The sequence below is a fragment of the Streptomyces sp. MB09-01 genome (genome assembly GCF_033794505.1).
In the GTDB taxonomy this organism is placed as follows: domain Bacteria; phylum Actinomycetota; class Actinomycetes; order Streptomycetales; family Streptomycetaceae; genus Streptomyces.
Genome location: NZ_JARAYQ010000010.1, coordinates 39,466 through 54,212 on the forward strand (window position 1 = coordinate 39,466; position 14,747 = coordinate 54,212).

Sequence of the window (14,747 nt, forward strand, 5' to 3'; positions counted from 1 at the left end):
ACCGGCCGGTGCCTATCCTTGCGTCATGGAGGCACTGGCCGTACGGCTGTCGGGACTCGATTCGTACGCCGAGGGTGCGATCCGCGTCGTCGCGTTCTACGACACGCTGATGCGCCGGCGCGTCGATCTCCCGGCGCTCGCCCGGGCTTCGGCGGGCCTGGCCGAATGCGTGGCGGGCTTCCGGCTCCACGGCACGGGGCGGGTGGTCCGGGTCGCGCCCGACGGCGGGCAGGTGTCCGCCCCGCCGCCCGCCGCGTCCTCCACGGCGCCGATCACCCTGGACGAGGAGGAGATCGGCGTGGTGTGGCTGGAGCGCCCCGGCCCGCCGAACCCGCTCGACGACGTGCTCCTGGACCGGCTCGCCCTCGCCGCCGCGGCGGTCGTCGAACGGTACGGCCCCGCCGCCACCACCATGGCCGACCCCGCGCTCGTCGAACTGGCGATCAGCTCCGACGGTGACGAGGCGGCCCGGGCCCGGGCGTTGCGGCTGCTGGGCTTCACCGCCGGCCTGCCGGTCCGCGCCGTCGCCGTACGGTCGCGGCTGCCGCTCGAGCGGATCGGCGCCCTGGTGTGCCCGGCCCGCCCGGTGAAGGCGGCATCGGTCGCCGGCGTGGGCGTCATCCTGGCCACCGCCGTCGACGCGGCCCGGTTTCCGGCGGACGTGCGCGCGGGCATCGGCGCCGCCGGGAGCCCCGACCGCTCCTGGCGGCAGGCCCGCACCGCCCTGCGCTTCACCACCTCACGCGAACCCGTCGTCCGCCACGACGACCTGGGTGCGCTGGCGCTGCTGGCCGACGTACCCCGGGGCGCCGCGCGCGAGAACACGGACGTGGCCGCTGTCGCGCGCCTGGCCGCCCACCCGGAGGATCTGGCGACGCTGGACGCCTACTGCGCCACCGGCTCCCTGCGCCGGGCCGCCGATCTCCTCCACCTGCACCACAGCAGCGTCGCCCGCCGGATCGACCAGATCGCGAAGACCCTGGGGATCGACTTCACCGAGCCCGCGGGCCTGCAGCGGGCCGCGCTCGCCCTCACCGCCTGGCGCCTGCTCGACGACTGAGCCGCCGCTGCGACGGCCGGGAGGGCCGGGGCTTCCCCTGGCGCCTCAGACCCGATTCGGCCGATCCGCAGCGCCGGGTGCTGCTCGTCGCGGCGCGGCTCCCGACCTCCTCGGCAGGGGCCGCACGGGCGCCGCCGGGCCGGGAGCCGGCGGCTGCGCCGCAGGCCACGGGCCCGGCCGGGGGGCGCCGGTCCGTCGGCGGGGTGCACCCGGCGCGTTGCGCCGCGCGCGTGCGCCCCGGGCCTCGCGCCGTACCGTGACGGCCGAATGGCGATCGTGTGACAGCAGGGGCCATGGACATGACGTGAGCGATCACGGGTGAATACGGTCGAGCGACAAGACCTGGAACCGACCTACCTCCCCTACCACTTGGAGTCATTCGTGCACCGCAAAGTCATCGCCCCGAGCGTGCTCGCCGCTTCCCTGCTGCTGGTGATCCCGGCGTCGGCGGCGAGTGCCGGTCCGGGTGCCCCGGGTATCGGCGACCCCTACTACCCGGCCAGCGGCAACGGCGGATACGACGTGTCCCACTACGACCTGCGCCTGCAGTACCAGCCGAAGACGGACCTGCTCGAAGGCACCGCCACCCTCCTCGCCACCGCCAAGCAGGACCTGTCCCGCTTCAACCTCGACTTCGGCCTTCAGGTCAGGGAGATCCGCGTCAACGGCGCCAAGGCGAAGTTCGCCACCTCCGGCGCCCACGAGCTGGAGGTCACCCCGGCGAAGCCGCTGGCGCGCAACACCCCGCTGACCGTCGTCGTCAAGTACGCCGGGAAGCCCTCCGAGTTCAAGGTGGACGGCTGGACGGCCTGGCAGCGCACGCCCGACGGCGGTGTGGCGGCGCAGGAGCCCGACTCGGCGGTCTGGTGGTTCCCCAGCAACGACCACCCCCTGGACAAGGCCACCTTCGACGTCTCCGTCAACGTTCCCGACGGCACCCAGGCGATCAGCAACGGCGTGCTCCAGTCGCAGACCTCGCGGCTCGGCTGGACCCGGTACAACTGGCGCTCCAACAAGCCGCAGGCGACCTACCTCGCCACCCTCGCCGTCGGCAAGTTCGACATCACCACCGACAGGACGGCGAGCGGGCTGCCGATCGTCAACGCCTACAGCAAGGACCTCGGCGACAACGCGGGCGCGGCGCGGGCGAGCGTGGAGCGCACCGGCGAGGTCACCGAGTGGCTGGAGGGGGTGTTCGGACCGTACCCCTTCAACGCGCTCGGCGGCTACGTGCCGAACGTGAACGCCGGCTACGCGCTGGAGACCCAGACCCGGCCGTTCTACGGTCCGCGCCAGTTCCAGAACGGCGCCAACGTCTCGGTGGTCGTGCACGAGCTGGCCCACCAGTGGTACGGCGACAGCGTGTCCGTCGAAGGCTGGAAGGACATCTGGATCAACGAGGGCTTCGCCCGCTACAGCCAGTGGCTGTGGTCGGAGAAGGAGGGCGAGGGCACCGCGCAGGAGCTCGCCGACTGGGCCTACGCGCTGCGCCCGGCGGAGGACGCGTTCTGGCAGGTCAAGCCGGGTGACCCGGGTCCGGAGAACCAGTTCCACGGGGCCGTCTACGACCGTGGCGCCATCGCCCTGCAGGCGCTGCGCAACGAGATCGGCGACGAGAAGTTCTTCCAGATCCTCAAGGGCTGGCCGACCGAGCGCGCCTACGGCAACGCCAAGGTCGGGGACTTCGTGCGCTACGCGGAGAAGGTCTCGGCCAAGCCACTGGCCCAGCTGTTCGAGACCTGGCTCTACACCCCGGGCAAGCCGGAGGCCTCGGCCCTGAACCCGGCGGCCGCGAAGCCGGCGGCCCGCTCGGCGCAGTCCGCCCCGGCGAAGCCCGCCGCGGAGCCGAAGTCCTGGAAGAAGATCGCGCAGACCAACACGATCCACGACACCGCGCACGGCTCCGAGCCCGGCCACCGGCACTGAGTCCGCGCCGGCCCGCACCACGCGCGGCCCCCGCATCCGGCGGGGGCCGCGCGTGCCGGGTTGGTCAGCGGCCTCCGGCACGCCATGCGGCCCGCGCCCGGTAGGCGATCGGCAGGTACCGCAACCGCTCCGGCAGCAGCGGTACGAGGAGCCGCACGGCCGTGCTGAACCTGCGCAGCCTGCGCTCCCGGGCCGGGCTCCACTCCAGCCCGAGCACGGCCCGCGCCTCGGGCGGCATGTACCCGACGGTGACGAAGGCCCGCAGGTGCAGGAACGCCGCCCGCAGGACGGGCCAGGTGAGCCGCAGCAGCACGCGTACGGCGAGGGAACCGGCCTCGGGCCGGGGCAGCGGCACATCGGTGGCGACCAGCTCGCGGGCGACCTTGGTGGGTTCGATCTCCTCGGCGAGCATCCGGCCCCAGTACGTCCAGTACTCCTCGATGGTCTGCGGCATGTCCCGGTCGTGTATGCCGAGGATCCGCCCCACCTGCAGCCACTCCCGGTAGAGCTGCCGCTCCTGGGCCGGGGTGAAGCGGCGCAGCAGGTAGCGCCCGGCGTACAGGTAGACGGGGAAGCCGGTGGCGTGCACCCAGGAGTAGCAGGCGGGGTCGAGGGAGTGGTAGCGCCGGCCTCGGGTGTCGGTGCCCTGGATCTCCTTGTGCAGGCGGCGGACCCGGCGGCCCTCCTCGGCGGCTTCCTCCCCGCCGTACACCCACAGCTGGACCGAGCGCAGCGAGCGCTCGCCGCGGCCCCAGGGGTCGGTGCGGAACACGGAGTACTGGTCGACGCCGGCCCCGATCGCGGGGTGGGCGACCTGCAGGGTGAAGGCGGCGGGCAGCATCAGCAGGGCCCGTACGTCGCCGGCGATGGTCCAGAGCACCCCGCCGGGGGGCGGCGGCTCGGGATCCGTGCGGGGGCGCGCGGCGCGGCCTTCGAATGCGTGGGCTGCCGTTCTTTCCATGGCACCAGTATGCGAGAGCCAGATGGCCCCGAGCCGGACAGAAAGTCGCTGCACGGGTGTTACCCAGAGGTAACCGCGGCTGCTTGGATGACGGAGCCGATCTTCCCGCAGGAATGATGGAGTCCCCCATGCCGCAGAACTCCCCCCGTCGCCACCGCGCCGCCGCCGCGGCCGTGGCGGCGGTCGCCGCCGGCGCCCTGGCCGCCGCCTCCGCGCCCGCCGCCACGGCCGCGGAGGGCGCCACCGCCCCGCGGCTCAGCGTCCTGTCGTACAACGTGTTCCTGATGAGCAAGAACCTCTACCCGAACTGGGGCCAGGACCACCGGGCCGCGGAGATCCCCAAGGCCTCCTTCTACCAGGGCCACGACGTGGTGGTGCTCCAGGAGGCCTTCGACAACGGCGCGTCGGACGCGCTGAAGGCCAATTCGGCCGCGCAGTACCCGTACCAGACCCCGGTCGTCGGCCGCAGCAGGAGCGGCTGGGACGCGACGGGCGGCGCGTACTCCTCCACCACCCCGGAGGACGGCGGCGTCACGGTCCTGAGCAAGTGGCCGATCGTCCGCAAGGAGCAGGTGGTCTTCAAGGACGCCTGCGGCGCCGACTGGTGGTCCAACAAGGGCTTCGCCTACGTGGTGCTGAACGTGAACGGCGCGAAGGTGCACGTGGTCGGCACCCACGCCCAGTCCACCGACCCGGGCTGCGGCGCGGGCGAGGCGGCGGACATGCGCGCCCGCCAGTTCCGCGCGATCGACGCCTTCCTGGACGGGAAGAACATCCCGGCGAACGAGCAGGTCATCGTGGCGGGCGACCTGAACGTCGACTCGCGCACGCCCGAGTACGCCGCCCTGCTCGCCAACGCCGACCTGGCGGGCACCGACACGCGCACGGGCCACCCGTACTCCTTCGACACCGCGCTGAACTCGATAGCGAACTACCGCTACCCCACCGACCCGCGCGAGGACCTGGACTACGTCCTCCACCGCAAGGGCAACGCCCGTCCGGCGGGCTGGGAGAACAACGTCGTCAAGGAGCAGTCGGCGCCCTGGACGGTCTCCAGCTGGGGCACCTCCTACACCTACACCAACCTCTCCGACCACTACCCGCTGATCGGCCGCTAGCGGCCGCGCACCGCACCCGGTCCGTCCCCCCGGGTGCGGTGCGTCCGCTCAGCCCGTCACGGCGCCTCGTACGGCTCCTCGTACAGTCCGTCGATCAGTGCGCCGTACTTGTCACGGATCACGCGGCGGCGGAGCTTGAGCGAGGGGGTGAGCTCCCCGGTGTCGGGACCCCACTCCTCGGTCAGCAGCCGGTACCGCTTGATCTGCTCCGTCCGGTTGAGCCGGGCGTTGGCCGCCTCGACCGCGCGGGCGATCTCCTCCCGGACCGCCGGGTGCGCGGCGAGCCCGGCCGGGGTGTCGGGCCCGATGCCCCGGGCGGCGGCCCAGACCGGCGCCAGTTCGGGGTCCAGGACCAGCAGGGCGACGAGGTAGGACCGGCCGTCGCCGTGGACCATGGCCTGGCCGATCAGGGGGTGCTCCTTGACGGTGTTCTCCACCAGCGCCGGCGAGACGTTCTTGCCGTTCGAGGTGATGATCAGTTCCTTCTTGCGGTCGGTCAGCCAGAGGAACCCGTCCTCGTCGAGCCGGCCCACGTCCCCGGTCGGGAACCAGCCCTCGGCGTCGGAGGCGCTCTCCACCGTGCCGTCCGGCCGCAGATAGCCGCCGAAGACGGTCGCACCGCGGGTGAGGATCTCCCCGTCCTCGGCGAGCCTCAGCTCCAGCCCCTCGATCGGGCGGCCCACCGAGCCCAGCCGGAAGCCGTCCGGACTGTTGACCGTGCACACGCCGGCCGTCTCGGTGAGCCCCCAGGCGTCCATGATCGTGACGCCCCAGCCGGCCCAGAAACGGACCACGTCGATCGGCATCGGCGCGGTGGCACTGGCCGTCCAGACCAACCGGTCCAGGCCGGCCATGCGCAGCAGCGGATCCAGCACCTGCTCCTTCGCCCCGGCGTACGAGGCTTCGAGCGCGGCCGGCACCTCCTCGCCGCGCTCCCGGTGGCCGGCCCGGGCGCGGGCCAGGTCGTTAGCCGCCTCGATGGCCGCGCGCTGCGCCTCGGGGAGCTGTGCGAGGACCGCGCGGACCGAGGCGGCGAGCTTCTCCCACACCCGGGGCACGCCGAAGAACTGCACCGGGTGCAGTTCGCGGACCGCCCCCGCCACGGCGGTCGGGTCGGCGCACAGCCGTACGTGCGCGGCCCGCAACAGGGGCAGGTAGATGCCGAGGACCCGCTCGGCGATGTGCGCGAAGGGCAGGTAGCAGAGGTGCTCGGCGTGCTCGGGCAGGTCGACGTGCCGGTCGAGGCGGATCGCCTGGAGCATGAGGTTGCGGTGGGTCAGCCGCACGCCCTTGGGGTCGCCGGTGGTGCCGGAGGTGTAGACGACGGTCAGCGGGTCTTCGGGGCGCGTCTCCTGCCAGGCCTTCTCGAAGGCGTCGGCGCGGTGGATCCGGGCCCCGCTGGCGTGCAGGGAGCCGTACGTGGAGTGCCCGCCCGCGTCGGCGGCCTCGGCCACGACGAGGCGTTCCAGGGGCACGCCCGGGTCGGCCAGCAGCGGCTCCCACCGGGAGAGTTCGCGGGCGCCCTCGACGACGGCGACCCTGGCCCGGCTGTGGCGGGCGATGTGGGCGATCTGCTCGGGCGCGGAGGTCCCGTACACGGTGACGGGCACGGCGCCGAGGTGGACGAGGGCGAGGTCGCTGAGCCAGTGCTCCGGACGGTTGCCCATCATCATCAGGACGTGCTCGCCGCGCTCGACACCGAGGGCGGCGTAGCCGGAGGCGAGGACGGCCACCTTGCGGCGGACCTCGCTCCAGGTGAGGGTCGCCCATGCGGCGGAGCCGGGGCCGGCGCGCCACGAGAGGGCGGGCAGTTCCCCGTACTCGGCGGCGTTGCGGGCCAGCAGGGCGGGGAGGGTGATCTCTTCGGGTTGTCCGGGCAGTCGCAGGTTCGTGGTCATGGGCAGCTCCTGGCCGTTTCACATCGTTGGTGCGACAGCAATACTGTTGAACCCAAGCTGTGGAGCAGAGAGCGAGGCGCAGACGATGGCCGACCAGGCAACCGAGCCGATGCTCACCGTCGACGAACTGGCGGCCAGGGCGGGCGTCACCGTGCGCACCGTACGGTTCTACAGCACCCGCGGGCTTTTGCCCCCTCCCGTGATCGGTCCTCGTCGGGTGGGGCACTACGGGCCGGAGCACCTGTCCCGGCTGGCCCTGATCGAGGAGCTCCAGCACCAGGGGATGACCCTGTCCGCCATCGAGCGCTATCTGGACGCGCTGCCCGACGACCTGAGCGCGCACGACCTGGCGATCCACCGCGCGATGGTGGCCAGCTGGGCCCCGGACGCGGCCCAGGAGGTCTCGCGCGAGGAGCTGGAGAAGCGGGCCGGGCGGAGCCTGTCGGACACCGACGTCCGGCGGCTGACCGCGATGAACGTGCTCGGCGCCTCGGGCGACGGGTTCCGGGTGGACGTGGGGCTGCTGCGGCTGGGGGTCGCGCTGCTCGACGTGCCGATCGCGCACGAGACGATCCTGACGGCGCGCAAGGTGCTGATGGAGCACACCAGGTCGGCCGCGCACGAGCTGACGGCGCTGTTCCGGGACGAGGTGTGGGGCCCGTTCACGCGGGACGAGAGCGATCCCGAGCGGGTGGAGTCGATGAAGGCCCTGTCGGCGCACATGCAGCCGATGGTGGTCCAGGCCCTGGTGACGGCCTTCCAGCGGTCCCTGCGCGAGGAATTGAGGGCCGCGTTCGTGTCCGGCGAGACAACCGGCGGGCCATAGCTGCAGCCGAAAGCCCTGCTTTGGCGGGGCCGGCGCGTTCTCAGTACGCTGGAGAGGAGTCTTTGCGCCCGCCGGCCCCTGCTCTGAGCGGGTCGGCCCCAGCGGCCCCAGCGGATTCTGCCGCTCAAGGTGGCGGCCACCCCTGCACGCAACGGGCAGGTGTTTCCATGGACCTCAACACCATCACCGAAGTCGTCCGGCGGCCGTCCGACCGGCCGGGCACGGCCTGGCGCGAGGGCGATGCCTGGCTCGCGGGCGGGACGTGGCTGTTCTCCGCCGAGCAGCCGGACCTGCGCCGGCTGCTCGACCTGACGGCGCTGGGCTGGGATCCCCTCGTCCCGAGCGGCGCGGGCCTCGAGATCGGCGCCACGTGCACCATCCGGGACCTGTACGCCTTCGTACCGCCGGCCGACTGGACCGCAAGCCCTCTGCTCGCGCAGGGCTGCGAGGCGTTCCTGTCCTCGTTCAAGGTCTGGAGCGCGGCGACCGTGGGAGGGAACATCTGCATGTCCCTGCCCGCCGGCCCCATGATCACGCTGACGGTCGCGCTGGAGGCCGAGTACGAGCTGTGGGCTCCCGACGGGTCCGAGCGCACGGTCGGCGCCCTCGACTTCGTCACCGGGAACCACCGGAACGTCCTTGCTCCCGGGGAAATCCTGCGGCGCATCGGCATTCCGGCACGCGCCCTGCGCAAGCGCACCGCGCACCGCCGCTTCGCCCTGACCCGGCTCGGCCGTTCGACGGTCTTCCTCATCGGCACGCAGACGCCGGGAACGGGGGACCTGCTGCTCACCGTCACGGCCGGCACCACGCGCCCCGTGCGCCTCGCGTTCGACACCATGCCCGATGCCCGCACCCTGCAGGAGAGCATCAACGTCCTTCCCGCCGACGTCTGGTTCGCCGACCCCAACGGAACCCCGGACCACCGTCGCCACCTGACCCTGCACTTCGCCGAAGAGATCCGCCACGAACTCATGGCTGGGGGCCCGGCATGACCTACACCGTGAACGGCAGGAGCTTCGCCGAAGAACCGGACCCCGGCCAGTGTCTGCGCACCTTCCTGCGCGCGCTCGGCCACTTCGGTGTCAAGAAGGGCTGTGACAGCGGCGACTGCGGTGCGTGCACCGTGTGGCTGGACGGCACTCCGGTGCACAGCTGCATCACCCCCGCCTTCCGCGCGGAAGGCCACGAGGTGACCACGATCGAGGGTCTCGGATCACCCGGCGACCTGCATCCCGCGCAGCGCCGGTTCCGGGACGCCCCGGGGTTCCAGTGCGGTTTCTGCACCGCAGGGATGATCATGACGTCGGCGGCGTTCACCGAGGCCCAGAAGGCGGACCTGCCGCGGGCGTTGAAGGGCAATCTCTGCCGTTGCACCGGCTACCGGGCGATCGAGGACGCGGTGAAGGGCGTCGCCGGTGTGCAGACGGCCAGGCCGGGACGGGCCGTCGGAACAAGCGTCGGCGCGCCGGCGGCCGACGACGTGGTGACCGGGCGCGCCGAATTCACGATGGACACCCACATGGAAGGCATGCTGCACCTCAAAGTGCTGCGCTCGCCCCACGCTCACGCCCGCATCGTCTCGATCGACAAGACCGCCGCGCTCGCGGTCCCGGGCGTGCACCGCGTCTACACCTGGGAGGACGTGCCGCGCAGGCGCTTCACCACGGCGATCCACACCGACCACCTCGTCGATCCGGACGACACCTACATCCTCGACCACACGGTCCGCTTCGTCGGCCAGCGCGTCGTCGCGGTGCTCGCCGACTCGGTCGGGGCGGCCGAGGAGGGCTGCCGGAAGGTGGCCGTGGAGTACGAGGTCCTGCCGGCGGTCTTCGACCCCGAGCAGGCCATGGCCGACGGGGCACCGCAACTGCACGGTTCGGAGGACCCGTTCGCCCGCGACTACGTCCACAACCTCCTGCTGGAGATCCACTCGCACATCGGCGATGTCGATGCGGGCTTCGCCGCGGCCGACGTGATCCACGAGGGCACGTACTCCTCGCCCCGCGTGCAGCACGCACACTTGGAGACCCACGGTTCGATCGCGTGGATGGAGGACGGGCGGCTGAACGTCCGCACCAGTTCGCAGTCTCCGTCGATCGCGAAGGTCAAGCTGGCCTACCTGTTCGCGCTGCGCCCGGACCAGCTCCGCGTGTTCTGCAAGCGCGTCGGCGGCGGTTTCGGCGGCAAGCAGGAGGTCATCTCGGAGGACCTGGCCGCGCTCGCCGCCCTGGACACCGGGCGGCCCGTCTGCTTCGAGTACACGCGCGAGGAGGAGTTCACCACCGCTTCGCCCCGGCATCCGATGAAGCTGACGGTCAAGCTCGGTGCCACGTCGGACGGCAGGCTCACCGCGTTCCAGGTCCGCAACGTGTCGAACACGGGCGCCTACGGCAACCACGGCGGCGAGACGCTGTACGCGGGCGGCGCCGCCGTCATGCTCTACCGCTGCCCCAACAAGAAGTACGACGCCTTCTCCGTCTACACGAACACCGTGCCGAGCGGCGCGCTGCGCGGTTACGGGATGACCCAGCCGGCCTTCGCCGTGGAATCGGCGATGGACGAACTGGCCCTCGCCCTGCACATGGATCCGCTCGAACTGCGACGCCGCAACATCGTGCGCCCGGGCGAGCCGCTCGTCGCGCTGCACGACGGGCCCGACGACGTGGTGTTCCACGAGGACGGGCTCGGCAAGTGCATCGACCTCGTGGCCGGTGAGCTGGCCCGTACGGCCGGCCAGCCCTCCCCCGGCCCCGGGTGGCTCGTCGGGGTCGGCGTCGCGAGTTCCCTGCACGAGACCGCGCCCCCGACCGAGCACATCTCCGAGGCCTGGCTCACGCTCGGCGACGACCTCGTATACGAGCTGGCCGTCGGCACCGTCGAATTCGGGGAGGGCACCTCGACCGCGCACGTCCAGATCGCGGCCGGCCAGCTGGGTACGACACCGTCGCGGATCCGGCTGGTGCAGTCCGACACCGACCGCACGGGGTTCGACACCGGCGCCTTCGCGAGTGCCGGACTCTTCGTGGCGGGCAACGCGGTCCTGCGGGCGGCCGACGCGGTGCGCGACCGCATCCTGGACTTCGCCGCCACGCACACGGGCGTCCACGTCGTGATGTGCTCGATGGACGACGACGACGTCGTCTGCGGCGACCAGCGCGTCTCGCTGGCCACGCTCGTCGCCGAGGCGCGGGCGCGCGGCATCCGGTTCACGGCCGCCCGCAAGGCGTACGGCTCGCCCCGCAGCCTCACCTCCAATACGCAGGGCTTCCGCATCGCCGTCCACGAGGTGACGGGTGAGATCCGTGTCCTGTACAGCGTCCAGGCGGCCGACGCCGGTGTGCTCATCAACCCGGAACAAGTCCGGGGACAGGTGGAGGGCGGTGTCGCCCAGGGCATCGGATTCGCACTGACCGAGAACTTCCAGATCGACGCTGACGGCGTCGTGTCCAACCCGAACCTCCGCAACTACCGCATCCCCGCCTACGCCGACGTCCCCCGCACCGACGTGCTCCTGGTGGGCTCGTCGGACTCCGTCGGAGCCATGCGGTCGAAGGGAATGGCGGAGTGCTGCATCAACCCGGTGGCCCCCGCGCTGGCGAACGCGCTCCGCGACGCCACCGGCGTCCGCTACCGCGAGCTGCCCCTCACTCCGGAACGGATCTACGGCCGGCTCGTCGAGAGCAGGTCGGCGCGGACGGGCACGGCACGATGACGACCGACCGGCAGGCGGACGCCGCGGCGACGGTCATCATCGGCCGGAAGGTCCGCCCCGGCATGGAGCAGGCGTACGAGAAATGGCAGGAGGAGGTCAACGCCGCGGCCGCCCGCTACGCCGGTCACCTCGGCGCCGAGGTGACCAAGCCGACCGCCTTGCAGCCCGACTGGGTGATCGTCTACCGGTTCGACTCGGTGGCCCATCTGCAGGCGTGGATGAACGGCGCGACCAGGCAGAGGCTCCTCGACGTCGGCGCGCACTACTTCGACGGTCCCGCCACCCAGCAGGTGATCAGCGGCGGCACACAGCCGACGGACCCGCTCGTGACCGTGGTGGTGAGCCACCGAGTCCACCCGGACAACGTCGACGACTTCCTTGCGTGGCAGGAGCGCATGAGCCAGGAGGAGAGCAAGTTCGAAGGGTTTCGCGGAACGGAGATATTCCGCCCCGTCGAAGGCCTTCAGGACGAGTGGACCACCCTGTACCGCTACGACAATGCCGAACACCTCGACGCCTGGCTGACGTCGGCGAAGCGACGGGAGATACTCGCCGAGGGGGAGAAGTTCGACGACTTCAGACTGCGCACGATCGACAACTCGTTCGGCAGTTGGTTCGCCTTCGAGGAGAACGGCAGGGAGGCCCCGCCGCCCTCGGAGACCAAGACCGCCATCGCGGTCTGGGTCGGCCTGTACCCGACCGTCGTGCTGCTGACGCTCGCCCTGCATCCGCTGGGCATGCCGCTCTGGTTCGGGCTGCTCGTGGGCAACCTGCTGTCGAGCTTCATCATGAGCTTCTTCACGATGCCCCACTACGTGAACCGGCTGCTCAGGCGGTGGCTGTGGCCCCCGCCGGACGAACCGTCCGCCAGGAGCAACCTTGTCGGCGGCGGCATCGTCGCCGGGCTGCTCCTGTTCTGGGCCGTCGTCTTCTACCTCATGACGCAGGTGTTCTGGACGCTGCCCTGACCCGGGGCCACGGAGGAGGGTGGCGGGCCGGGAGCAAGCCGGCCCGCCACCCCTGTCACCGCTCTAGTCGCTGTACGTCTCGCCCCGCTCGGCCTTCGCGACGAGCGACGCCGGCGGGGTGAAGCGCTCGCCGTACTTCTCGGCGAGCTCGCGGGCGCGGGCGACGAAGCCGGGCAGGCCGCCCTCGTAGCCGTTGATGTACTGGATCACGCCGCCGGTCCAGGCCGGGAAGCCGATGCCCATGATGGAGCCGATGTTGGCGTCGGCGATCGAGGTGAGGACGCCCTCGTCGAGGCAGCGCACGGTGTCGACCGCCTCCGAGAAGAGCATCCGCTCCTTCATGTCCTCGAAGGGGATGTCGGCGTCCGGCTCGGCGAAGTGCTCGCGCAGGCCCGGCCAGATGCGGGCGCGCTTGCCCGCCTCGTCGTACTCGTAGAAGCCGGCCCCGCCGCTGCGGCCCGGGCGGCCGAACTCGTCGACCATCCGGTCGATGACGGTGTCGGCCGGGTGCTCGGTCCAGGCCCGGCCCTCGGCCTCGAAGGCCTTGCGGGTCTCGTTTCGGATCTTGCGCGGCAGGGTCAGGGTGAGCTCGTCCATCAGGGAGAGCACCTTGGCCGGGTAGCCGGCCTGGGCCGCGGCCTGTTCGACCGAGGCGGGCTCGATGCCCTCGCCGACCATGGCCACGCCCTCGTTGATGAACTGGCCGATGACGCGCGAGGTGAAGAAGCCGCGCGAGTCGTTGACCACGATCGGCGTCTTGTTGATCTGGCGGACCAGGTCGAAGGCGCGGGCGATGGCCTCGTCCCCGGTCTGCTCCCCCTTGATGATCTCGACCAGCGGCATCTTGTCGACGGGCGAGAAGAAGTGCAGCCCGATGAAGTCGGCGGGCCGCTTCACGCCCTCCGCGAGGCCGGAGATCGGCAGGGTGGAGGTGTTGGAGCACAGCAGCGCGTCGGGAGCGATGACGTCCTGGATCTCCTGGAACACCTTGTGCTTGAGGGCGGTGTCCTCGAAGACGGCCTCGATGACGGCGTCGCAGCCCGCCAGGTCTGCGACCTCCGCGGTCGGGGTGATCCGGGCGAGCAGTTCGGTGCGCTGGGCCTCGGTGCTCCGGCCGCGGGAGACGGCCTTGTCGAGGAGCTTCTCGGAGTACGCCTTGCCCTTGGCGGCGGCCTCGGCGCTGACGTCCTTCAGCACCACCTCGATGCCCGCGCGGGCGCAGGAGTAGGCGATTCCGGCGCCCATCATCCCGGCGCCGAGGACGGCGACCTTGCGGACCTGACGCGGCTCGACCCCCTGGGGGCGGCTGCGGCCCGCGTTGACGGCCTGAAGGTCGAAGAAGAAGGCCTGGATCATGTTCTTGGCGGTCTGCCCGGTGACCAGCTCGGTGAAGTAGCGGGCCTCGATGGTCAGCGCGGTCTCGAAGTCCACCTGGGCGCCCTCGACGGCGCAGGCCAGGATGTTGCGCGGCGCCGGGTACGGGGCGCCGTTCAGCTGCTTCTTCAGGTTGGCCGGGAAGGCCGGGAGGTTGGCGGCGAACTTCGGGTTCGACGGGGTGCCGCCGGGGATCCGGTAGCCGGGTACGTCCCAGGGCTGCTTCGACTCCGGGTTCGCGTCGATGAAGGCGCGGGCCTTGGCGAGCATCTCCTCGGGGGTGGCGGCCAGTTCGTGGACCAGGCCGTTCTCCAGGGCGCGCTTCGGGTTGTACTGGGTGCCCTGGAGCAGCACCTTGAGCAGCGCGTCGGCGATGCCCATCAGGCGGACGGTGCGCGTGACGCCGCCGCCCGCCGGGAGGAGGCCGAGGGTGACCTCGGGCAGGCCGATCTTGGAGCCGGGGGCGTCGAGGGCGACGCGGTGGTGGGAGGCGAGACAGATCTCGTAACCGCCGCCCAGGGCCGCGCCGTTGATGGCGGCGACGACCGGCTTGCCGAGGGTCTCGATGCGGCGCAGCGAGCGCTTGATGGCGGTGCCGGTGTCGAAGGCGAGCTGCGCGTGCTCGGGGCGCAGCCGGATCATGTCCTTGAGGTCGCCGCCCGCGAAGAAGGTCTTCTTGGCGGAGGTGTAGATGATGCCGCGGATGGAGTCCTTCTCGGCCTCGGCGCGGTCGGCGATCGCCGCGATCGAATCCTTGAAGGCCTGGTTCATCGTGTTGGCGGACTGGCCCGGGTCGTCGAGGGTCAGGGTGACGACGCCGGTCTCGTCCTGTTCCCAGCGGATCGTGGTGGACTCGCTCATGGTCACTGCTTTCGTTTCGGAAGGTCCGGGGGGCGGG

The 14,747-nt window shown here is 71.6% G+C and carries 10 protein-coding genes; 7 read left to right on the forward strand and 3 right to left on the reverse strand.

Features of this window, described 5'->3' with window-relative positions:
• The first annotated feature begins 25 nt into the window (after nucleotides 1–25).
• Together PV721_RS03815 and PV721_RS03820 are read left to right on the forward strand one after the other, a co-directional pair.
• Nucleotides 26–1,060: a helix-turn-helix domain-containing protein gene (locus tag PV721_RS03815; RefSeq protein ID WP_319721347.1), complete on the forward strand. Its 1,035-nt coding sequence runs from the start codon at nucleotides 26–28 to the stop codon at nucleotides 1,058–1,060.
• 381 nt (nucleotides 1,061–1,441) lie between these two features.
• Nucleotides 1,442–2,986: a M1 family metallopeptidase gene (locus PV721_RS03820; RefSeq protein WP_319721348.1), complete on the forward strand. Its 1,545-nt coding sequence runs from the start codon at nucleotides 1,442–1,444 to the stop codon at nucleotides 2,984–2,986.
• A gap of 64 nt (nucleotides 2,987–3,050) precedes the next feature.
• Here PV721_RS03820 and PV721_RS03825 read toward each other — a convergent pair whose 3' ends face one another.
• The gene (locus PV721_RS03825) at nucleotides 3,051–3,947 is read right to left on the reverse strand and encodes an oxygenase MpaB family protein (RefSeq protein WP_319721349.1); all 897 of its coding nucleotides are present in this window, start codon (nucleotides 3,945–3,947) and stop codon (nucleotides 3,051–3,053) included.
• A gap of 128 nt (nucleotides 3,948–4,075) precedes the next feature.
• Between PV721_RS03825 and sph the strand changes: the two genes are divergently transcribed.
• On the forward strand, nucleotides 4,076–5,065 hold the full coding sequence (gene sph / locus PV721_RS03830) for a sphingomyelin phosphodiesterase (protein WP_319721350.1): 990 nt from the start codon (nucleotides 4,076–4,078) through the stop codon (nucleotides 5,063–5,065).
• 56 nt (nucleotides 5,066–5,121) lie between these two features.
• On the opposite strand, the gene PV721_RS03835 is transcribed toward sph, so the two are convergent.
• Complete coding sequence (locus tag PV721_RS03835; RefSeq protein WP_319721351.1) at nucleotides 5,122–6,963, reverse strand: AMP-dependent synthetase/ligase; 1,842 nt, start codon at nucleotides 6,961–6,963, stop codon at nucleotides 5,122–5,124.
• Between the two features lie 85 nt (nucleotides 6,964–7,048).
• Here PV721_RS03835 and PV721_RS03840 point away from each other — a divergent pair, with 85 nt between their 5' ends.
• From PV721_RS03840 to PV721_RS03855, 4 genes are all read left to right on the forward strand, one after another.
• Nucleotides 7,049–7,789, forward strand: a complete 741-nt coding sequence (locus tag PV721_RS03840) for a MerR family transcriptional regulator (protein ID WP_319721352.1) — start codon at nucleotides 7,049–7,051, stop codon at nucleotides 7,787–7,789.
• A gap of 167 nt (nucleotides 7,790–7,956) precedes the next feature.
• A complete protein-coding gene (locus PV721_RS03845; RefSeq protein ID WP_319721353.1) occupies nucleotides 7,957–8,784 on the forward strand; it encodes an FAD binding domain-containing protein in 828 nt (275 codons plus the stop codon).
• Nucleotides 8,781–11,507, forward strand: coding sequence for a molybdopterin-dependent oxidoreductase (locus PV721_RS03850; protein WP_319721354.1), 2,727 nt, complete (start codon nucleotides 8,781–8,783; stop codon nucleotides 11,505–11,507). The genes PV721_RS03845 and PV721_RS03850 overlap by 4 nt, the downstream gene beginning before the upstream one ends.
• On the forward strand, nucleotides 11,504–12,475 hold the full coding sequence (locus tag PV721_RS03855) for an antibiotic biosynthesis monooxygenase (protein ID WP_319721355.1): 972 nt from the start codon (nucleotides 11,504–11,506) through the stop codon (nucleotides 12,473–12,475). The genes PV721_RS03850 and PV721_RS03855 overlap by 4 nt, the downstream gene beginning before the upstream one ends.
• A gap of 63 nt (nucleotides 12,476–12,538) precedes the next feature.
• Here PV721_RS03855 and PV721_RS03860 read toward each other — a convergent pair whose 3' ends face one another.
• Nucleotides 12,539–14,710 carry a 3-hydroxyacyl-CoA dehydrogenase NAD-binding domain-containing protein gene (locus PV721_RS03860; RefSeq protein WP_319721356.1) on the reverse strand — a complete coding sequence of 724 codons (2,172 nt, stop codon included), beginning with the start codon at nucleotides 14,708–14,710 and terminating at the stop codon, nucleotides 12,539–12,541.
• Nucleotides 14,711–14,747: the final 37 nt, after the last annotated feature.

What these genes read in the sequence shown, in the direction of transcription:
- PV721_RS03815 (WP_319721347.1), top strand. Translation starts at nt 26, where the DNA reads ATGGAGGCACTGGCCGTACGGCTGTCGGGACTCGATTCGTACGCCGAG.
- PV721_RS03825 (WP_319721349.1), bottom strand. Translation starts at nt 3,947, where the DNA reads ATGGAAAGAACGGCAGCCCACGCATTCGAAGGCCGCGCCGCGCGCCCC.
- sph (WP_319721350.1), top strand. Translation starts at nt 4,076, where the DNA reads ATGCCGCAGAACTCCCCCCGTCGCCACCGCGCCGCCGCCGCGGCCGTG.
- PV721_RS03835 (WP_319721351.1), bottom strand. Translation starts at nt 6,963, where the DNA reads ATGACCACGAACCTGCGACTGCCCGGACAACCCGAAGAGATCACCCTC.
- PV721_RS03840 (WP_319721352.1), top strand. Translation starts at nt 7,049, where the DNA reads ATGGCCGACCAGGCAACCGAGCCGATGCTCACCGTCGACGAACTGGCG.
- PV721_RS03845 (WP_319721353.1), top strand. Translation starts at nt 7,957, where the DNA reads ATGGACCTCAACACCATCACCGAAGTCGTCCGGCGGCCGTCCGACCGG.
- PV721_RS03850 (WP_319721354.1), top strand. Translation starts at nt 8,781, where the DNA reads ATGACCTACACCGTGAACGGCAGGAGCTTCGCCGAAGAACCGGACCCC.
- PV721_RS03855 (WP_319721355.1), top strand. Translation starts at nt 11,504, where the DNA reads ATGACGACCGACCGGCAGGCGGACGCCGCGGCGACGGTCATCATCGGC.
- PV721_RS03860 (WP_319721356.1), bottom strand. Translation starts at nt 14,710, where the DNA reads ATGAGCGAGTCCACCACGATCCGCTGGGAACAGGACGAGACCGGCGTC.